Below are 19839 nucleotides of genomic sequence, written 5' to 3' on the forward strand. Positions count from 1 at the left end.
TGGGCCCCTTCGTCTAGGATAAAAAAGCCGACCCCTCAATGTAGGCGATTGTCGGAAGCTTCAACATAACAAGATCATATAACCACCGTGACGAGAGTACCGCATGCCCCTGGCATGACCGGCGCTCACCAAGGACGTTAAGGAGAGACCATGGCAAACCACAGTCGTCGTGACTTCATGCGCAACAGCCTGATGGGCCTGGCCGCCCTCCCTTTGGGCATTGGCGTGTTGTCCAAGACCGCTTTTGCACAGGACCTGCCACGCCTGGACCCGGAAGCCCCGGAAGCCAAAGCGCTCAACTATGTAGAGAACGCCAGCAACGCTAGCGACCATCCCGCCTACGAGGAAGGTGAGACCTGCGCCAACTGCATGTTCTTCCAGCAGGATACCGAAGGCTGTCAGCTCTTCCCCAACAATAGTGTCGAACCAGGTGGCTGGTGCCAGTCCTGGACCGCGAAAAGCGGGTGATCGCGTCATACCCGCTTTACCCTCAACGCGCCGCTGGTGTTCCAGCGGCGCATTCGCTTTGAGTATTCCTCTCAGTCATGAGGGTCATCATCGGGTAAAGGCCACTGGTAACGGCGCACCACTTCGCCATTGTCGATCGACTCCAGCTTGACCGGAAAACCCCACAACTGATGCAGATGCCGCATCACCGGATAGACGCTCTTGGCCAACGGCCGTCGGCGATCCTGGACATGATGCAGGGTCAACGAGCGATCACCGCGTATATCGGCTGAATAGACTTGGATATTGGGCTCACGAACAGACAATGCGTACTGCGTCGATAGCTCCTCGCGAATACGCTGATAGCCACGTTCATCATGAATGGCACTGACGGTCAGCATTTCGTCCTGATCGTCATCGACCACGGTGAACAGCTTGAGATCGCGGATCACCTTGGGCGACAGGAACTGCTGAATGAAGGACTCGTCCTTGAAGTTGCGCATGGCGAAATGCAAGGTATCCAGCCAGTCGCTTCCGGCGATATCGGGGAACCACTCGCGATCCTCTTGCGTCGGCTCCTGGCAGATACGCTTGATGTCGGAGAACATGGCAAATCCCAGCGCGTAAGGGTTGATGCCACTGTAGTAGGGGCTGTCGAATCCCGGCTGGTTGACCACCGCGGTGTGCGACTGCAGGAACTCGAGCATGATCCCTTCGTCGACCATCCCTTCGTCGAACATGCGATGCATCAGGGTGTAGTGCCAGAACGTCGCCCACCCTTCGTTCATCACCTGGGTCTGACGCTGAGGATAGAAGTACTGGGCCAGCTTACGCACGATACGCACGATCTCGCGCTGCCAGGGCGCCAACAGTGGCGCGTTCTTCTCTATGAAATAGAGCAGGTTCTCCTGAGGCTCCGGCGGGTAACGGCCATTGCGATGAAGGCCCAATGGATCCTCTTCGTCTAAGGCATCCTCTTCGCGCGCTCCATCCTTGAGGTTAGGAATGGTACGCCATAACGTATTGACTTGGGTTTGCAGGTAAGCCTCGCGTTCCGCCTGACGCAGGGCCTCTTCTTCGGGAGAGATCGGTGAGGGCCGCTTGTAACGGTCGACACCGTAATTCTGCAACGCATGACAGGCGTCGAGAAGCTGCTCGACCGCTGTCACACCATGCCGCTCCTCGCACTCGTCGACGTATTTCCGGGCGAATACCAGATAGTCGATGATCGATCCGGCATCGGTCCAGGTGCGAAACAGGTAATTGCCCTTGAAAAAGGAGTTGTGCCCGTAGCAGGCGTGCGCCATCACCAGCACCTGCATCATCAGGGTATTCTCTTCCATCAGATAGGCGATGCAGGGGTTGGAATTGATCACCAACTCATAGGCCAGGCCCATTTGACCACGCCGGTAGGCCTGCTCCACCGCCAGAAACTGCTTACCGAACGACCAGTGATGGTATCCCACCGGCATCCCCACACTGGCGTAGGCATCCATCATCTGCTCGGATGTGATCACCTCGATCTGATTGGGGTAGGTATCGAGGCGATACTCGTCGGCCAGACGAGCAATTTCCTTCTCGAAGTCGTGCAGAATATCGAAATTCCAGTCGGAACCGGTGGCGAGGGGCTTGCGTCGGGTCATACATCCTCCTGGGACGAACCGGCTCAGGCTTCGGCGCGACGACGGAATAGCTCACGAAATACCGGATAGATGTCGCCCCCTTCGACAATCTGACGCATGGCGAAGCGGGTCGGATATTCAGCGGCCACCGTCTCATACTCCTCCCACAGCGCCTGATGCGCATGCGGGGTAATTTCTACGTAGGTGAAGTATTGCAACCGCGGCATCAAGGAATCGAGCAACAGGTCGCGACAGGTAGTGGAATCGTCGTCCCAGTTGTCACCGTCGGAAGCCTGGGCTACGTAGAGGTTCCACTGAGAGGGCGGGTAGCGATCGGTGACGATTTCGTCGACCAGCGACAGGGCACTGGACACTATGGTGCCACCGGTTTCGCGCGAATAGAAGAACTCGTCTTCATCGACTTCTTTGGCTGCCGTGTGGTGACGCACGAACACCAACTCGACCTTCTCGTAGTTGCGTTCGAGGAACAAGTACAGCAACAGAAAGAAACGTTTGGCAATGTCCTTGTGCGACTGGGTCATGGAACCGGAGACGTCCATCACGCAGAACATCACCGCCTTGTTGGACGGCTGAGGCTGGTTGATCAGGTTGTTGTAGCGCAGGTCATAGGTATCGATGAACGGTACCGCTTCCAGTCGCTTCTCGAGACGCTCTATCTCTTCCTTGAGTTCGGCTATTCGCGACGGATTGCGCAGCACCGAGTCCTTGCGCTCCTCGGCTTCCAGCGCTTCCTGAGCCTCGCGCAGAGCTCGCCGGATCGGCGCACGCATGGCAATGCGCCGAGCTTGAGCTTCACGCATGGAGCGCACGATATTGATACGCGCCGGCACACCATCGCGGGAGATCCCCGCCCGTACCGGTCGCACTTCCTCGAGGTCCAGCAATTGCTTACGTTCCAGATGTGGCAGTTCCAGGCCATCGAAGACGAAATCGAGAAATTCCTCGCGAGTCAGGCTAAAAGCGAATTCGTCCATGCCTTCACCCTGGTTCGACGCCCCGCCTTCTCCTGAACCACCACCACCGCCGCCACCACCGGGCCGCCGCAGGCGATCACCCTCGACGAACTCCTTGTTGCCGGGGCTGACGATACTGCGCTTGCCGCCCGGACCGTGCTGGAACACCGGCTCGGAGATATCACGGGTTGGAATCGATACTTTCTCGCCGCGTTCCATATCGGTGATGGAACGACGATTGACTGCCTCCTCCACGGAACGCTTGATATGCGTCCTATAGCGATCCAGAAAGCGCTGCCGGTTGACCGCACTCTTGTTCTTGGCGTTGGCTCGTCGATCGATGAAGTAGCTCATGCTTCCTCCCGGGGGCGCAAGCCGGTTGCCAGCCTGTCCCCTCGACCCGGAACATCATTGCGACTTGCGCACACGCAGGTACCACTCGGACAGCAGTCGAACCTGCTTCTCGGTATAACCACGATCGACCATCCGTGCCACGAAGTCTTCGTGCTTCTTCTGGTCCGCTGCCGAAGCCTTGGCGTTGAACGAGATCACCGGCAACAGCTCCTCAGTGTTGGCGAACATCTTCTGCTCGATTACCCCACGCAGTTTCTCGTAGGACTGCCAACTCGGATTCATACCGTTGTTCTGTGCCCTGGCCCGCAGCACGAAGTTGACCACTTCGTGACGGAAGTCCTTGGGATTGGAGATACCAGCCGGCTTTTCGATCTTCTCCAACTCCTCGTTGAGGGCCTGTCGGTTGAACAACTCGCCGGTCTCGGGGTCGCGATACTCCTGATCCTGGATCCAGAAATCAGCGTAGGTGACATAACGGTCGAAGATGTTCTGGCCATACTCGGAGTAGGACTCGAGATAGGCGGTCTGGATCTCCTTGCCGATGAAGTCGACGTAGCGCGGCGCCAGGAACTCCTTGATGAAACGTAGGTAACGTTCAAAGGTGTCCTTGGGCAACTGCTCCTGCTCCAGGCGCTGCTCCAGTACATACAGCAAGTGCACTGGGTTGGCGGCGATCTCATGGTTGTCGAAGTTGAATACCTTGGACAGGATCTTGAAGGCGAAACGTGTCGATAGACCGTCCATACCCTCGTCGACTCCGGCGGAGTCGCGATACTCCTGGATCGACTTGGCCTTGGGGTCGGTGTCCTTGAGATTCTCCCCGTCATACACACGCATCTTGGAGTAGATGCTGGAGTTCTCCGGCTCCTTGAGTCGTGACAGTACCGAGAACTGCGCCAGCATGCGCAGGGTATCCGGTGCGCAAGGGGCTTCCGAGAGCGAAGAGTGCTCGAGCAGTTTCTTGTAGATGTTGATCTCTTCCGTGACCCGCAGGCAGTACGGCACCTTGACGATATAAACGCGGTCGAGAAACGCCTCGTTATTGCGGTTGTTGCGGAACGTCTGCCACTCGCTCTCGTTAGAGTGGGCCAACACGATACCGTCGAATGGGATCGCCCCCATACCCTCGGTGGGGTTGTAGTTGCCTTCCTGGGTCGCAGTCAGTAGCGGGTGTAGCACCTTGATCGGTGCCTTGAACATCTCGATGAACTCCATCAGCCCTTGGTTGGACTTGCACAGTCCACCGGAGAAGCTGTAGGCATCGGGATCGTCCTGGGCATACATCTCGAGTTGACGGATGTCGACCTTGCCTACCAGCGAAGAAATGTCCTGATTATTCTCGTCGCCCGGTTCGGTCTTGGAAATGGCAATTTGGTTGAGACGCGACGGGTACAGGCGCGCGACGCGGAACTGCGAGATATCGCCACCGTACTCCTTGAGACGCTTGGCGGCCCAAGGGGACATCACGCTCTTCAGGTGGCGGCGCGGTATGTTGTACTCCTTCTCCAGCAGTTCGCCATCCTCTTCCGGAGAGAACAAGCCGAGTGGCGATTCACATACCGGCGAGCCCTTGATGGCATAGAAGGGCACACGCTCCATCAACAGCTTGAGTCGTTCGGCCAACGACGACTTGCCGCCCCCCACGGGGCCCAGCAGATAGAGGATCTGCTTTCTCTCCTCCAGGCCCTGGGCAGCATGACGGAAGTAGGCGACGATCTGCTCAATGGCCTCTTCCATGCCATAGAACTCGGAAAATGCCGGATAACGCCGGATCACTTTGTTGGAGAAGATCCGTGACAGGCGAGAATCCTTGGCGGTATCGATCACCTCGGGCTCGCCAATCGCCTCCAGGATGCGCTCGGCGGCCGAAGCATAGACCGATGGCTCACTGCGACACAGCTCCAGATACTCCTGCAGGCTCATCTCCTCCTGCTGAACCTGTTCGTAGCGATTCTGGACATGATCGAAGATGCTCATTGAAGCCTCCTTAAGCGCAACTCCCCGGCCTGAAAACGGACATCACGACTGCCGAGGTGGCGTATCTATCAGCGTAGACAGATTTAATTGCCGAAGGTTGATCAAGCTTTTCAACGCAACGCACGAATACCCGCCATCTACCCATCAGAGCGGCGCAGCGTCAACAAGGTTCGTTGAATCTCACGTCGTGTTTTGAACGCAAGTGCAAGCAGCACCGCTTCGGTCATATTAACCGGTCGCGGTGCCACCGCGTCAAAGGGTAGCCAGTGACTCGCGGATATCGGTCAGCAAGGCATCGAGCAGTTCGGTGGTGGCACACCACCAGCCCCGATAAAGGTATAGAAGGTCCAACTGCGTTCACGCAACTGTTCGATAGTCAGCGCCTTTTCAGGAAAGGCCTAGAGTGCTGCGGCCACACGGGTTCCCTGATCAATGGCTCGTTTGGCATCAAGCTCAGCCGCCTCATCGGCACCACCGATCACATGCACCGTGACCCCGGCTTCCCGCAACGGCTCGAGCATGTCACGCACCGACTCCTGACCGGCACAGACCACTACGTTATCGACCTCGAGCCGGCGTGGCTCTCCATCGACACGGATATGCAACCCATCGTCGTCGACCCCCACATACTCGCATCCGGCCACTGCCTCGACGCCACGATGCCTGAGCGAAGCACGGTGCACCCAGCCGGTGCTCGTACCCAGCCCGGCACCGGGTTTCGTGGTCTTGCGTTGCAACAGGAACACCTGTCGCGGCGTTTCAGGACGTACCGGTACTTTCAGACCTCCGCGCGCCGTTACATTCAGATCCACTCCCCACTCATCACACCATTTCGCGATATCCTGAGCCGGATGGCCAACATGGGTCAGCAATTCAGCGACATCGAAGCCAATTCCCCCAGCACCAATAATCGCTACACGACGACCGACTCGTTCAGGATGCACGATAGCCATCGGATAATTCATCACCTTAGGGTGCTCAATGCCTGGCAGATCGAGTTCACGCGGCCTTACACCAGTGGCCAATACCACCGCATCAAAGCCCTTGAGCGTCTGTATATCCACCTCGGTATTCAGGCGCACCGTCACCTCGTGCTTGTCGAGCATCACCTTGTAGTAACGCAAGCTCTCGTCGAACTCCTCCTTGCCAGGGATCTTGCGGGCATAGTTGAATTGGCCGCCCAACATACCGGTGCGTTCGAACAACACCACACGATGCCCACGGCTGGCAGCAGTGATGGCGGTGGCAAGACCCGCCGGACCACCCCCGACCACGGCGATGTCCTTCGGCTCTTCAGCGGGAGCAATGACGAGTTCTGTTTCGTGGCAGGCTCGCGGGTTGACCAGGCATGACGTCAGCTTGCCCTGGAAGGTATGGTCGAGACAGGCCTGGTTACAGGCTATACAGGTATTGATCTCCTGAGCGCGCCCTTCTTGCGCCTTCAGTATCCACTCGGGATCAGCCAGAAACGGTCTGGCCATCGACACCATGTCGGCATGGCCTTCGGCGAGCACCTTTTCGGCGACCTCGGGCATATTGATGCGGTTGGTGGTGATCAAAGGGATCGACAGCTCGGCCTTCATGCGATGCGTCACCTCAGTGAACGCCGCCCTCGGCACGCTGGTGACGATGGTGGGAACCCGCGCCTCGTGCCAGCCAACTCCAGTGTTGATCAAGTCGGCACCGGCAGCCTCGATGGCACGGCCGAGCGCCACCACTTCCTGCCACGAGCTACCCTCTTCGACCAAGTCGATCATCGACAGACGGAAGATCACCAGGAAGTCAGGCCCCAAAGCATCACGAACGCGCTTGACGATCTCCACCGGAAAGCGAATGCGGTTCTCGAAGGCTCCGCCCCAATCGTCATCGCGATGATTCGTGCGTGAGCAGATGAACTGGTTGATCAGATAACCTTCCGAGCCCATCACCTCCACCCCGTCATAGCCAGCCTCACGGGCGAGTTGAGCACAGCGCACATAATCAGCGATCTGCCCTTCGATATCGTCGGCAGACAGTTCCCGTGGTGTGTGAGGGTTGATCGGCGCGCGAACCGCTGAGGGAGCCACCAGTTCGGGCGAGTAGGCATAGCGACCGGCATGCAGGATCTGCAGACAGATCCGGCTCTCCTCAGCGTGCACGGCCTCAGTGATCTGACGATGACAAGCGGCCTCCTCGGCTGTGGTCAGCTTGGCCGCCCCTTGGAAAACCGCGCCTTCCGCGTTAGGCGCGATCCCTCCGGTGACGATCAACCCTACGCCGGCCCGGGCTCGCTCGGCATAGAAAGCCGCCAGCCGTGCGAAGCCACCAGGGGCCTCTTCCAGATTGGTATGCATGGACCCCATCAAGATTCGATTGGGAAGTATCACGCTACCCAGATCCAGCGGGCGGAACAAATAGGGGTATTGAGTCACGGGACGTCCTCGCTTACACCATCTTGGCCAAATTCAAACTACCGTATGACAGTGTAGCCGAGCCTGCAAGATAGACCATCCCGACCAAGGGCGCAGATCGTGTCGTGAAATTTCAGGCGAATAACGAAAAACCCCAAGCCTCGTTGGCTCGGGGTCGAAAGGCGTGATATCGATGATGGCGGACCGGACGGGACTCGAACCCGCGACCTCCGGCGTGACAGGCCGGCATTCTAACCGACTGAACTACCGGTCCGCATGGTGGGTGATACTGGACTCGAACCAGTGACCCCCAGCATGTGAGGCTGGTGCTCTAACCGACTGAGCTAATCACCCTATCGATCGGGCGGAGGGTACTGTGGATACCCGATGTCAATGCAAGGTGGCGGACCGGACGGGACTCGAACCCGCGACCTCCGGCGTGACAGGCCGGCATTCTAACCGACTGAACTACCGGTCCCCTTTGCGAATCTGGCCGGTATGGCCGTCGACGCGGATCCTGGCATCTGACAGTGACAGCGGCCTTGCGCTGTCGAACGGAAAGTGGCGGACCGGACGGGACTCGAACCCGCGACCTCCGGCGTGACAGGCCGGCATTCTAACCAACTGAACTACCGGTCCGCATGTTTCCTCACGTGATACGAGCGCATCGCCAAGCGATGGTGGGTGGTACAGGGTTCGAACCTGTGACCCCCAGCTTGTAAGGCTGGTGCTCTCCCAGCTGAGCTAACCACCCTCGGTCACGTGGCGCTGCATTCTACAGAGGCAGCCGCCAATGTCAACGCTTTTCGTCGCCTTGGCAGGTATCATCATGGTACGCCGATTCTGCCTCGCTTTCATTGACTTGCCCGGATCTGCACGGACTCTCAATGGTGCGCTGTCATATGCTCATAGATAGCCCCAGCCGCCTCATCGATAAGCGATGCCTGAGTCCGTCCAGAGACCTTGCGCGGCTTCCAGTCGTGCTCACCATCCTCGAGAAAATGAACTCGTGTGCGAGATGGCAGATCATAGTTTTCGATTTCGTCACGCCCTCCGAAAGGATCGCGAGTCCCCTGCACCACCAATACCGGGCATGCAAGCAACGGCCAATGCGCCAGACGAGTGTTCTCCGATTTGCCTGGCGGATGGAAGGGATAGCCACACAAGATCAATCCCGCGGCACCATCTCGTGCCGCCAACAAACTGGCAGCACGGCCTCCCATAGACTTGCCACCCAACCAAGGTGGCGACATGCTCGGATGTGACACGATGTCGCACCAAGTAGCCAATTCGTCTACCAGCCGATCGATCTTGGGGGGTGGCCGACGACGTCCCTCCTCTCGAATGCGCTGCATATAGGCGAACTCGATGGCCAGGGTTTGCACTCCCCGTTCCGCCAAGGCTGAACGCAACCGTTGCATGAAAGATGAATCCTGACCAGCACCTGCGCCATGAGCTAACAGCAACCGGCCATGACGAGCCTCTCCCCATACCTCCAGCGCTCCCTGCCCCATGATCTGGAAGCGCCCACGTTCGCCACGTCCCAATCGCTCCGGGAGCTCTTCGGGCATCAACTGGCCGTGGTCCCGGTATTGTTCCTTCGACACGCCATTCTCCTATTGGTGACTACCCTTTAAGCGGCATCGCATGTTCAGCTTACACTCAGGCTGCGCTAGAATCGGCGCCCTGAATCTTGATCTGCATCATCATGCGGGCGGTCGAGCCCAGGCACACTAGCGCCCGGGACGTCTCCCCAACACCGCGTTCGATGGGAACTTGACATGAGCACAGCACTAGAGCACCCGACCTACAACTACAAGGTAGTTCGGCAGTTCGCGATCATGACAGTGGTATGGGGTATCGTGGGCATGACCCTCGGTGTCACCATCGCCGCTCAAATGGTATGGCCGGAACTGAACCTTGGACTTCCTTGGACTAGTTTTGGCCGTCTACGGCCCCTGCATACCAATTCCGTGATCTTCGCCTTCGGCGGCTCGGCGCTGTTCGCCACCTCCTACTACGTGGTACAGCGGACCTGTCAGACCCGCCTGTTCTCCGACAAGCTCGCTGCTTTCACGTTCTGGGGCTGGCAGGCAGTGATCCTCTCCGCCGCGATCAGCCTGCCGCTTGGCTATACCACCTCCAAGGAATACGCTGAGCTGGAATGGCCTATCGACATTCTGCTCGCTGCGGTCTGGATCAGCTATGCCGTGGTCTTCCTCGGTACCATCAAGATCCGCAAGACCTCTCATGTCTATGTTGCCAACTGGTTCTTCGCCGCGTTCATTCTCACCGTGGCGGTACTGCACATCGTCAACAGCGCGGAAGTGCCGATCTCAGGAATGAAGTCCTACTCCATCTACGCCGGGGCTGTCGATGCCATGGTGCAGTGGTGGTATGGCCACAACGCGGTCGGTTTCTTCCTTACTGCGGGCTTCCTGGGGATGATGTACTACTTCGTGCCCAAACAGGCCGAGCGCCCGATTTACTCCTACAGACTGTCGATCGTGCACTTCTGGGCACTGATTACCATCTACATGTGGGCCGGCCCGCACCATCTGCATTATACCGCCCTACCCGACTGGGCCCAGTCACTGGGCATGATCATGTCGATTATCCTGCTCGCCCCCTCCTGGGGCGGCATGATCAACGGCATGATGACGCTCTCCGGCGCCTGGCATAAGCTGCGCACCGATCCCACCCTGCGCTTCCTGGTGGTGGCACTGTCGTTCTATGGCATGTCGACTTTCGAAGGTCCAATGATGGCCGTCAAGACCGTCAACGCCCTGTCCCATTACACCGACTGGACCATCGGTCACGTCCATGCCGGCGCGCTGGGCTGGGTCGCCATGATCACTATCGGTTCCATCTATCACCTGCTGCCGCGCCTGTACGGCCAGACTGAGATGTTCTCGGTCAAGTTGATCGCCGTGCACTTCTGGCTGGCCACCATCGGTACCGTACTCTATATCGCTGCGATGTGGGTCAACGGTATCCTGCAAGGCTTGATGTGGCGAGCCGTCAATGCTGACGGCACCTTGATGTACACCTTCATCGAGGCAGTGGAAGCCAGCCATCCCGGCTATGTCGTGCGCTGGGTCGGTGGTGTGTTCTGGGTCACCGGTATGCTGATCATGGCCTTCAATTCCTACATGACCATCAAGCGCCGCGAATCCATCGGCCAGCCGATTCCTCAGGCTGCCTGAGCAACCAGGAAACCAGATAGCGATGAAACACGAGATTGTCGAAAAGAATGTCGGGCTGCTGGCCGTGTTAGTCCTGGTGGTGATCAGCTTCGGCGGTCTAGCCGAGGTGGTCCCTCTGTTCTTCCAGAAGGAAACCACCGAGCCGGTAGAGGGGCTCGAGCCGCTCTCTGCACTGGAACTCGAAGGGCGCGATATCTATATCCGCGAAGGTTGCATGGGTTGCCATTCGCAAATGATCCGCCCGTTCCGCGCTGAAACCGAGCGCTACGGTCACTACAGTGTGGCGGGGGAGTTCGTCTATGAACACAACTTCCTGTGGGGCTCCAAGCGTACCGGCCCGGATCTGGCCCGTGTCGGTGGCCGCTATAGCGACGACTGGCATCGTGCCCACCTGTACAACCCACGTGACGTGGTGCCCGAATCGATCATGCCGGCCTACCCCTGGCTGTTCGAGAATACGCTCGATGGTAGTGACACACCGCGCAAAATGAGGGTACTGCGCAGCATGGGAGTTCCCTACACCGACGAAGACATCGCAGATGCCACCCGTGCAGTGCGCGGCGAACAGGAGATCACCGCGCTGGTCGCTTATCTGCAACAACTGGGCACCGTGCTCGAGGGTACGCGCTGATCATGGATATGGGGACCTTCCGCGGCATCATCACGCTGCTGACACTGATTTCCTTTCTCGGGATCGTTTGGTGGGCATACTCCAAGCGTCGTAAGAAAGATTTCGACGAGGCCGCCCACCTGCCCTTCGCTGATGATGAACTACCGAACCGTGACAATCGTGTCTCTAATGGCGAAGCCGATACCCGCCATGCCGATTCCCGCAAAGACAAGGGAGACAACAACGCATGAACAACCTATGGACTGACTCCCTATCCAGCTTTTGGAGTGTCTGGATCATCGTCATCACGCTGGGCACCATCGCCTTCAGCGCCTGGGTGCTGTGCGCCAATCGCAAGACTGACAAGGTACCCGATGCCGAGGGCAACGTGGATACCACCGGACATGCTGCTGATGGTATCGAGGAGTATGACAACCCTCTGCCCCGTTGGTGGTTCCTGCTCTTCATCGCCACCATCGTTTTTGCCTTGGGCTATCTGGCGCTTTATCCAGGCCTGGGTAACTTCCGCGGTGCTTTGGGCTGGACCCAGGAAAACCAATGGGAAGAAGAAGTCGCTCGAGCCGAAGAGCGTTATGCACCGATCTTTGCGCAATATCAGGAAATCCCGGTTCCCGAACTGGCCCGAAATTCCGACGCCATGCGGGTAGCCGAAAGGATCTTCCAGAACAACTGCGCGATCTGCCATGGCGCCAATGCGCAGGGCGGCTACGGCTTTCCTAATCTAACCGATGACGCTTGGCTGTATGGTGGCCAACCCGAAAACATCGTGGCTACCATTACCAATGGTCGCAACGGTCTGATGCCATCCTGGCAACAGTTGGGAAGCAACAACATCGAAAACGTTGCCAACTATGTGCTGTCGCTGTCGGGTCTCGAGCATGACGCACAGCGTGCTGAGCAGGGACAGTCGATCTTCGCCGCCTCATGTGTCGCCTGTCACGGACCGGACGCTACTGGCAACCAGGCACTGGGCGCCCCTAATCTGACCGATGATGCCTGGCTGTACCAGGCTCCTGGCCAGAGCGTGGCCGACGCCGTGCGCCAGACCCTGCGCAACGGCCGTAATGGCCACATGCCGGCGCAAGCCGCCTACATTGGCGAAGACAGGGTCCATCTGGTCGCCGCCTATGTCTACAGCTTGAGTCTGCAGGACTAAGCGTCCAGCGGGTGCGGCCAGGGGTCGCACCCGTTCTTTTCTCCCCCCACCAAACGGTAGAATAATAACTATATCCTCACGCTCGCCAGAGCCCTCGTGGTAATGCCATGACTGACAAGATTCCGACTCGGGACGTGACACCAGACCCTGCGGTCGGTCAACACGATCCTCGCGGTACGACCACTCAAGCGATGTACGCCAAGCGCGAACATCTCTACGTCCGTGAAATCAAAGGTATATTCCAGCGCATTCGACGCAGTTCCAACTGGGCGTTGATGGCGCTGTTCTTTGGTCTACCCTGGGTATCTTGGGGCGACCGCCCTGCCGTATGGTTCAACCTCCCAGACCGGGAGTTCCACGTCTTTGGCGGCACCTTCTATCCTCAGGAATTCTTTCTGCTGGCATGGCTGTTGATCATCTGCGCCTTCGGCCTCTTTTTGATCACCGTTTTTGCCGGTCGGGTCTGGTGTGGTTATACCTGCCCACAGAGTGTCTGGACCTTCCTGTTCATCTGGACGGAACACCGCCTCGAAGGCCCTCGCAACCGCCGCATCAAACTCGACAAGCAGCCCTGGTCCTTCGATAAGCTCTGGCGCAAAAGCGCCAAGCATACCATCTGGCTTGTTATCGCCTTTGCCACCGGAGCCACCTTCGTCGGCTATTTCACGCCGATCCGTGGGCTGATCCTGGATTTCGCCTCATTCAACGTCGGCGGCTGGGCACTCTTCTGGATCGGCTTCTTCACCGTATTCACCTACCTCAACGCTGGCTGGTTGCGGGAACAGGTGTGCATCTATATGTGCCCTTATGCCCGTTTTCAGGCGGTAATGTTCGACAAGGACACCCTGATCGTATCCTACGATACGGCGCGCGGCGAACCGCGGGGAGCCCGCAAGCGTGGTATCGATCCCCGCCAACAAGGGCTCGGTGACTGCATCGACTGTGACCTCTGCGTTCAAGTCTGCCCTACCGGCATCGACATCCGCGAAGGCCTGCAATACGAGTGCATTACCTGCGCAGCCTGCATTGACGCCTGCGATAGCGTGATGGACAAGATGGGCTATCCTCGTGGACTAGTCCGCTATACCACCGAACATGCCTTGGAAGGTCGCAAAACGCATCTCCTGCGCCCACGCCTGATAGGATACCTGGCGGCTCTGCTGGTAATGATCGGGCTCTTCATCTGGACGCTTGGCGAACGCACACCATTGGAGTTCGATATCGAGCGCGACCGCAATCAACTCTACCAAGTGACCCATGACGGGCGCGTTAGCAACGTCTATACCCTCAATATCCGCAATCTCGACGATAGCGAGCATACGTATCAGTTGAGTGCCGAGGGATTGCCAGGCTTAACCCTGGTTGGCGACGACCGGGTCACCGTCAATGCCGGCAGCACCCGAATGGCGGCCATCGAACTGCGCCTCGAGACCGGTGTCATCGATCGCCCTAGTGTGCCGGTGCAGGTCAGTCTGCAGGCCGTGGACGACGCTTCCATACGCCAGGAGCGCGAAACGCGCTTTATCGGAGAGATCAAGAGATGACCGTGGAACCCCGCTCCATCCCCCCTTGGTACAAGCAGTTCTGGCCATGGTTCCTGCTTGGCATCCTGCTCTCGTCGGTAGCGGTGAGCACCACCTTTCTCGTGCTGTCGATCAAGAGCTACGACGGCATGGTCGCGGACAACTATTACAAGCAGGGCCTGGCCATCAATCAGGTTATCGAGCAGGACCGCCGTGCCGCCGAGTTGGGGCTATCGGCTGAGCTGCGCATCGACGACCTGACCGGTGACATTACCGTTGACCTGGACGGAGAGCACCACCCCGAACGCCTGCTGCTGGCACTGATATTCCCCACCCGAGGCGATCGCGACCTGAACCTGACTCTCGAACACGTGCGTAATGGTCTCTACACCGGCCAGGCTCCCAATCGTCTGGAATACCGCTGGTACCTGCAGCTGCAACCCGACCAAGAAGCCCCTGAGTGGCGTCTGAGCGGCGAAGCCAGCTTCCCTCAGGACGCCCCTATTCTCCTCACTCCTGGAGAGACAGACGAAACTCCTGTAGAAACAGACGAAGGTTGATGCTCATCTCAAGACTGACGGGGACGGCATCCCTTGCTGGGAGACATTAATGACAAGTGTCGGTGCCGAAACGTTGCCCTATGACCCGGAAAGCTGCTACCACTGCGGCAGCCGCGTGCCCGACGACGCCCCGTGGAAGATAGACCTGGATGACGCCTCCCATCCATTGTGTTGCCCTGGCTGCCATGCTGTGGCCCATGCCATCGTCGATGGAGGATTGGCCAGTTATTACCGCTATCGTACCGAATTGCCTGAACGCCCTGATGAGCGCCGGGCCGCCCAGGCCGAGACCTGGGCGGTCTTCGACGACCCGGGCTTGCAGAAGGCCTTCGTCCACCCTGAGGGCGACAACGGCCATGTAGCTGCAACCCTGGCAGTGGATGGCATCACCTGTGCCGCTTGCGCCTGGCTGATCGAACATCACCTCAATGCACTCGACGGCATCGTCTCGAGCGCCGTCAACTTGACTCATCACCGGGTACGCATCGCTTGGGATCCCATGCGGATCAAGTTGTCACGGATCCTCGCCGAAATGGCATCCATCGGTTACGCTGCACAGCCTTACGAGCCGGACCAAGCCCAAGCTCGCTTGCAGCGCGAAGAGCGCATGAACGTGCGTCGACTGATCGTGGCCGCTGTGGCGATGATGCAAGTGATGATGTTCTCGATTCCGGTCTATGTCGCCGAGCCCGGCCAGCTCACCCCCGACTTTCGCGCTCTTTTCCACTGGCTCTCGTTTGCCCTCGCTACGCCAGTGGTACTGTTCTCGGCTCAACCTTTCTTTCGCAACGCCATCCGAGATCTGCGCTCGCGAGTATTGGGTATGGACGTACCGGTATCGATCGCCATCGGTGGCGCCTATCTGGCCAGTGGCTATGCGGTAATCTCCGATATTGGTGATGTCTATTTCGACTCGGTGACCATGTTCACTTTCTTCCTGCTGTTCGGTCGCTATATCGAAGTACGTGCCCGCCGCCGCAGTGGTCATACCGGCAATGCACTATCCAGCGCACTGCCGATGTCGGCAATACGGCTTACCGAGAACGATGAAGAGCGCATCCTGCCAGCCAGCCAACTCCAGGCCGGTGACCGGGTACTGATCAAACCCGGCCATGGTGTGCCTGCCGATGGGATGATAGTAGACGGCGAGTCGAGTCTCGACGAGTCGATGCTCACCGGTGAATACCTGCCAGTGACCCGCCGTGCCGGTGACCACGTTACAGGTGGCAGCCAAAACATCGAGAGCCCGTTGGTGGTTCGCGTAACGCACGCCGGCAAGAACGCACGTATCGCACGTATCGTCGACCTCACCGATCGAGCCTTCGCCAGTCGGCCCAAGATCGCTCAAATGGCCTCGCGTATGGCTCACCTATTCGTACTGCGCTTGTTGTTCGTCACTGCGGGGGTGGCAACAGTGTGGTGGTTCATCGATCCTACCCGGGTGCTGTGGGTCACACTTTCGGTGTTAGTGGTGACCTGTCCATGCGCTTTGGCACTGGCCACGCCCACGGCGCTAACCGCCGGCCATGGCCAGTTGCGTCGGCGCGGTGTGCTGATCACTCGCGCTCACGTCATCGAAACGCTCTCGCAGGCGACACGGGTGATCTTCGACAAGACCGGCACCCTGACGACTGGTCAGATGCATTTGACCGATACCCGGGCTCTGGCACCACTTGGCGACGATCGTCTGCGCGGTCTTGCCGCCGCACTGGAGGCACACTCGGAGCATCCCATTGCCCGTGCTTTCCGTCCGTATCGACAGACGACGGTGCGTGCCAGCGATGTGATCAATCACCCTGGGCTAGGCCTGGAAGGGCGCATCGATGATCGTCTCTATCGTCTCGGCAAGCCGGACTTCGCCGCTCCCGGACACTCGCCTACTGCTCCCGACCATGGCCAGTGGCTTCTGCTCGCTGAAGAAGGTGTCCCTCTCGCCTGGTTCGCACTGCACGATCACCTGCGCGGGGACGCCGCCGACACCGTGGATACACTCAAAGACTTGGGAATCAATGTCGAATTGCTGTCCGGCGATACTCCAGCGGCGGTTGGTGAGTTGGCGACAAAGCTGGGAATCGAGACTTGGTATGCCGCCGCCAGCCCAGAAGACAAGCTGACTCGTCTCAAGGCTCTACAGGAGACCGGCGAGACCGTGGTAATGGTCGGCGACGGCATCAACGATGTCCCCGTGCTGGGCGGCGCCGATGTGTCGATCGCCATGAACGGCGCCACTGATTTGGCTCGCACCAGTGCCGATGCTGTGTTGCTGAGTCCCCGGCTTTTGCGTATCGTCGAGGCCATCGAGATCGCCCGCGCCACGCGTCGCATCATTCGCCAGAATCTGATCTGGGCGGTATGCTACAACGTCTCCGCCCTGCCCTTGGCTGCTATCGGCGTGGTGCCACCTTGGGTGGCGGCACTTGGCATGTCGGCCAGTTCTTTGATGGTCGTAGGCAATGCCTTGCGCATCGGCCGCATGCGCAGCCCGCGTCTTACTGGCACCAGCCCCCGTGTCCAAGCGGAGCCCGCATGAGCATACTTTACTTGCTGATACCGCTGACGCTGATCCTGCTATCGTTAGCTGTCTGGGCCTTCTTCTGGGCGGTCAGAAACGACCAGTTCGAGGATCTGGAAGGTCCGGCACATCGCATCCTGTTCGACGAGGACGAAAATGACCTGACATCCGAGGAGCGGTCCCAACGCACTTCTGCTCGTACTGATCGAAACGCTCCCCCCTCCAAACCAACCTCAGACAACCACGACGCGCATCGCTGATGGATCCAACCGGCCTCGACCTCCCCCCCATGATGGCCGCCTTCGTCTTCGGTTTGCTGGGGGGTGCCCACTGCATTGGCATGTGTGGCGGCATCATGAGCGCCCTGAGCTTCGCCGTACCACCCAGCATGCGCCATCCGGCACGGCTTACCAGCCTGATGCTCGGCTACAACCTGGGCCGTGTTTCCAGTTACATGATCGCTGGTGCCCTGGCCGCTGGCCTAGGTACCTTGGTGGGCGGGCTGGCTGGTGAACTACGCCTGGCATTGCAGGTGCTGGCTGCGGTAATGCTGATCCTGATGGCACTGTATATCGCTAACTGGTGGAAAGGACTACTACGCGTGGAGGCCCTGGGCCGCCGACTGTGGCGCCATCTGGAGCCACTCGGCCGCCGGTTGATGCCGGTGGTCAAGGTTCCTCAGGCAGTCGCTTTGGGCGCCATCTGGGGTTGGCTACCCTGCGGGCTGGTCTATTCGATGCTGGCCTGGAGCCTGGCCATGAGCAACCCACTACAAGGCGCGACCCTGATGGGCGCTTTTGGACTCGGCACCCTGCCAGCACTGCTGGCTACCGGTTTTGCCGCCCACAGCCTCGGCAACTTGATCCGTCACCCCGCTACCCGCACGCTTGCCGCCACACTGATCATTGCGTTCGCCGTATGGCAATTGTGGAATCTGTGGCCTGCCTCTACCTCATCGACCCCTATGCATCACTGAATCATCCCTGCTTGATCCAACTCAAACCATCAGCGATGGCAGCGGGCTAATATCGACACAACGTATTCTGCGGAGTGTCGCGCCATGTCGAACTCTACTTCCTCGTCCAACTCACACCACCAAACTCCGCAGGCTTGGGATGCAGGCACCATTCGTCGTTACGACGTCAATGAGCCGCGTTATACCTCCTATCCCACGGCACTTTCCTTCCACTCCAGCTTCGCTGCCACGGACTTCGCCACGGCATTAGCGCGCAGTAATGTCGACGGTAAGCCGCTGTCGATCTACGTTCATATCCCCTTCTGTCGCGAGAACTGCTTCTACTGCGCTTGCAACAAGATCGTTACCAGGAACACCCAGTTGGCCGACCCCTACCTGAACCGCCTGGAGCAGGAAATGCGCCTTGTCACAAGCCATTTGGACACCTCACGCCCAGTGACTCAACTGTATTGGGGAGGCGGGACACCAACGTTCCTTACGCTGGACCAGATGAGCGATTTAATCGACCGTCTCGACGATCAGTTCGGTCTGTCCGGCGACCGTAGTCGCGACTACGCCATCGAGATCGATCCACGCGCAGCCAATGTCCTGACGCTTCGTCACTTGCAGGCCCTGGGATTCAATCGTGTGAGCCTTGGCGTTCAGGATCTGGATCTACGTGTGCAGCAGGCTATCAACCGTGTACAGCCTCGTGTGCTAACCGAGAACCTCATCGAAGAAGCCCGACGCCTTGGCTTTCGCTCGCTGAACCTGGACCTGATCTATGGTTTGCCCTACCAGACACGCGACAGCTTCGCTGAGACCCTCGAGCAAGTCATCGCCATGGCGCCGGCGAGACTGTCGATCTTCAATTATGCCCACTTACCAGAGCGTTTCGTCTCTCAGCAGCACATCGAAACAGCGGCGCTTCCTAGTGCCGAGGAAAAATTAGCCATCCTGCGCACTACTATCGTCATGCTCGAGGAAGCCGGTTATGTGCATATCGGCATGGATCATTTCGCACTGCCGAGCGACAGCCTGGCCGTAGCACAGCGTATGGGCACCCTGCGGCGTAACTTCCAGGGTTACTCGAGCCACGGCAATACCGATCTGATTGGCCTGGGAGTCTCAGCGATCAGCGACGTGGATGACATCTATGCCCAGAACTCCACCGACTTGACCTGTTACGAGACAACCATCGATACCGGCGAATTGGCCACGGCCCGTGGGCTACGACTCACCTTCGACGACCGAGTGCGTCGACATGCCATCGAGCGGCTGATGTGTGACATGACGCTAGACCTGGATGCCTTGAGCCAAACCTTTGACATCGATGCGCCACGCTATCTGGCCGGCGCATTGGAACGGCTGTCCGACGCCAAACGCGATGGTCTGATCGAACGCTACGGCAACCGGTTGATCGTGACACCCGTCGGTAGATTGTTGATCCGTTATCTAGCCATGGCTTTTGACGCTCATCTGACCGATCAGCAGTCTCTGGACGACTCAAGAATTCTTTGGCCATGAGCGCC

At 58.6% G+C, this 19839-nt stretch carries 16 protein-coding genes and 5 tRNA genes; 11 read left to right on the forward strand and 10 right to left on the reverse strand.

Features of this window, described 5'->3' with window-relative positions; translation table 11 throughout:
• Nucleotides 1-150 precede the first annotated feature (150 nt).
• Nucleotides 151-468, forward strand: coding sequence for a high-potential iron-sulfur protein (locus L861_RS10235; protein WP_016415888.1), 318 nt, complete (start codon nt 151-153; stop codon nt 466-468).
• Nucleotides 469-539: 71 nt separating this feature from the next.
• Here the strand turns inward: L861_RS10235 and L861_RS10240 are convergent, their stop codons facing one another.
• The 10 genes from L861_RS10240 to L861_RS10285 form a co-directional block, all read right to left on the reverse strand.
• Entirely contained in the window at nt 540-2090 is a 1551-nt protein-coding gene (locus tag L861_RS10240; RefSeq protein ID WP_016415889.1) for a SpoVR family protein, read from the reverse strand.
• Nucleotides 2091-2113: 23 nt separating this feature from the next.
• Complete coding sequence (locus tag L861_RS10245; RefSeq protein WP_016415890.1) at nt 2114-3397, reverse strand: YeaH/YhbH family protein; 1284 nt, start codon at nt 3395-3397, stop codon at nt 2114-2116.
• 54 nt (nt 3398-3451) lie between these two features.
• Nucleotides 3452-5374 (reverse strand): PrkA family serine protein kinase, encoded by a 1923-nt coding sequence (locus L861_RS10250; protein ID WP_016415891.1) that lies wholly within the window; start codon nt 5372-5374, stop codon nt 3452-3454.
• A 398-nt stretch (nt 5375-5772) separates the two neighbouring features.
• The gene (locus L861_RS10255) at nt 5773-7785 is read right to left on the reverse strand and encodes an NADPH-dependent 2,4-dienoyl-CoA reductase (protein WP_016415892.1); all 2013 of its coding nucleotides are present in this window, start codon (nt 7783-7785) and stop codon (nt 5773-5775) included.
• A gap of 176 nt (nt 7786-7961) precedes the next feature.
• Nucleotides 7962-8038 (reverse strand) — tRNA-Asp (locus L861_RS10260).
• 3 nt (nt 8039-8041) lie between these two features.
• Nucleotides 8042-8118 (reverse strand) — tRNA-Val (locus L861_RS10265).
• Nucleotides 8119-8165: 47 nt separating this feature from the next.
• A tRNA-Asp gene (locus tag L861_RS10270) sits at nt 8166-8242 on the reverse strand.
• Nucleotides 8243-8326: 84 nt separating this feature from the next.
• Nucleotides 8327-8403 (reverse strand) — tRNA-Asp (locus L861_RS10275).
• Nucleotides 8404-8442: 39 nt separating this feature from the next.
• A tRNA-Val gene (locus L861_RS10280) sits at nt 8443-8518 on the reverse strand.
• Nucleotides 8519-8648: 130 nt separating this feature from the next.
• Nucleotides 8649-9371: an alpha/beta family hydrolase gene (locus tag L861_RS10285; protein WP_236617143.1), complete on the reverse strand. Its 723-nt coding sequence runs from the start codon at nt 9369-9371 to the stop codon at nt 8649-8651.
• A gap of 174 nt (nt 9372-9545) precedes the next feature.
• Here L861_RS10285 and ccoN point away from each other — a divergent pair, with 174 nt between their 5' ends.
• The 10 genes from ccoN (at nt 9546) to hemN (ending at nt 19834) form a co-directional block, all read left to right on the forward strand.
• The gene (gene ccoN / locus L861_RS10290) at nt 9546-10970 is read left to right on the forward strand and encodes a cytochrome-c oxidase, cbb3-type subunit I (protein ID WP_016415894.1); all 1425 of its coding nucleotides are present in this window, start codon (nt 9546-9548) and stop codon (nt 10968-10970) included.
• A gap of 22 nt (nt 10971-10992) precedes the next feature.
• Nucleotides 10993-11601, forward strand: a complete 609-nt coding sequence (gene ccoO, locus L861_RS10295) for a cytochrome-c oxidase, cbb3-type subunit II (protein ID WP_016415895.1) — start codon at nt 10993-10995, stop codon at nt 11599-11601.
• A 2-nt stretch (nt 11602-11603) separates the two neighbouring features.
• Complete coding sequence (locus tag L861_RS10300; protein WP_021029161.1) at nt 11604-11831, forward strand: CcoQ/FixQ family Cbb3-type cytochrome c oxidase assembly chaperone; 228 nt, start codon at nt 11604-11606, stop codon at nt 11829-11831.
• Entirely contained in the window at nt 11828-12757 is a 930-nt protein-coding gene (gene ccoP, locus L861_RS10305; RefSeq protein WP_016415897.1) for a cytochrome-c oxidase, cbb3-type subunit III, read from the forward strand. The genes L861_RS10300 and ccoP overlap by 4 nt, the downstream gene beginning before the upstream one ends.
• A gap of 107 nt (nt 12758-12864) precedes the next feature.
• Nucleotides 12865-14301, forward strand: a complete 1437-nt coding sequence (ccoG, locus tag L861_RS10310; RefSeq protein ID WP_027947681.1) for a cytochrome c oxidase accessory protein CcoG — start codon at nt 12865-12867, stop codon at nt 14299-14301.
• Nucleotides 14298-14840, forward strand: a complete 543-nt coding sequence (locus L861_RS10315) for a FixH family protein (RefSeq protein WP_016415899.1) — start codon at nt 14298-14300, stop codon at nt 14838-14840. Before ccoG ends, L861_RS10315 begins: the two co-directional genes overlap by 4 nt.
• A 49-nt stretch (nt 14841-14889) precedes the next feature.
• Nucleotides 14890-17370, forward strand: coding sequence for a heavy metal translocating P-type ATPase (locus tag L861_RS10320; RefSeq protein ID WP_016415900.1), 2481 nt, complete (start codon nt 14890-14892; stop codon nt 17368-17370).
• Nucleotides 17367-17612, forward strand: a complete 246-nt coding sequence (ccoS, locus tag L861_RS10325; RefSeq protein WP_016415901.1) for a cbb3-type cytochrome oxidase assembly protein CcoS — start codon at nt 17367-17369, stop codon at nt 17610-17612. The genes L861_RS10320 and ccoS overlap by 4 nt, the downstream gene beginning before the upstream one ends.
• On the forward strand, nt 17612-18328 hold the full coding sequence (locus L861_RS10330) for a sulfite exporter TauE/SafE family protein (RefSeq protein ID WP_016415902.1): 717 nt from the start codon (nt 17612-17614) through the stop codon (nt 18326-18328). The genes ccoS and L861_RS10330 overlap by 1 nt, the downstream gene beginning before the upstream one ends.
• 84 nt (nt 18329-18412) lie before the next feature.
• Nucleotides 18413-19834 carry an oxygen-independent coproporphyrinogen III oxidase gene (hemN, locus tag L861_RS10335; protein WP_016415903.1) on the forward strand — a complete coding sequence of 474 codons (1422 nt, stop codon included), beginning with the start codon at nt 18413-18415 and terminating at the stop codon, nt 19832-19834.
• Nucleotides 19835-19839: the final 5 nt, after the last annotated feature.

This window comes from Litchfieldella anticariensis FP35 = DSM 16096 (genome assembly GCF_000409775.1).
GTDB classification, from domain to species: Bacteria; Pseudomonadota; Gammaproteobacteria; order Pseudomonadales; family Halomonadaceae; genus Litchfieldella; species Litchfieldella anticariensis.

Excerpts from the sequence above, each read along its gene's own strand:
- L861_RS10235 (WP_016415888.1), top strand. The coding sequence starts at position 151 with ATGGCAAACCACAGTCGTCGTGACTTCATGCGCAACAGCCTGATGGGC.
- L861_RS10240 (WP_016415889.1), bottom strand. The coding sequence starts at position 2,090 with ATGACCCGACGCAAGCCCCTCGCCACCGGTTCCGACTGGAATTTCGAT.
- L861_RS10245 (WP_016415890.1), bottom strand. The coding sequence starts at position 3,397 with ATGAGCTACTTCATCGATCGACGAGCCAACGCCAAGAACAAGAGTGCG.
- L861_RS10250 (WP_016415891.1), bottom strand. The coding sequence starts at position 5,374 with ATGAGCATCTTCGATCATGTCCAGAATCGCTACGAACAGGTTCAGCAG.
- ccoN (WP_016415894.1), top strand. The coding sequence starts at position 9,546 with ATGAGCACAGCACTAGAGCACCCGACCTACAACTACAAGGTAGTTCGG.
- ccoO (WP_016415895.1), top strand. The coding sequence starts at position 10,993 with ATGAAACACGAGATTGTCGAAAAGAATGTCGGGCTGCTGGCCGTGTTA.
- L861_RS10300 (WP_021029161.1), top strand. The coding sequence starts at position 11,604 with ATGGATATGGGGACCTTCCGCGGCATCATCACGCTGCTGACACTGATT.
- ccoP (WP_016415897.1), top strand. The coding sequence starts at position 11,828 with ATGAACAACCTATGGACTGACTCCCTATCCAGCTTTTGGAGTGTCTGG.
- ccoG (WP_027947681.1), top strand. The coding sequence starts at position 12,865 with ATGACTGACAAGATTCCGACTCGGGACGTGACACCAGACCCTGCGGTC.
- L861_RS10315 (WP_016415899.1), top strand. The coding sequence starts at position 14,298 with ATGACCGTGGAACCCCGCTCCATCCCCCCTTGGTACAAGCAGTTCTGG.
- L861_RS10320 (WP_016415900.1), top strand. The coding sequence starts at position 14,890 with ATGACAAGTGTCGGTGCCGAAACGTTGCCCTATGACCCGGAAAGCTGC.
- ccoS (WP_016415901.1), top strand. The coding sequence starts at position 17,367 with ATGAGCATACTTTACTTGCTGATACCGCTGACGCTGATCCTGCTATCG.
- L861_RS10330 (WP_016415902.1), top strand. The coding sequence starts at position 17,612 with ATGGATCCAACCGGCCTCGACCTCCCCCCCATGATGGCCGCCTTCGTC.
- hemN (WP_016415903.1), top strand. The coding sequence starts at position 18,413 with ATGTCGAACTCTACTTCCTCGTCCAACTCACACCACCAAACTCCGCAG.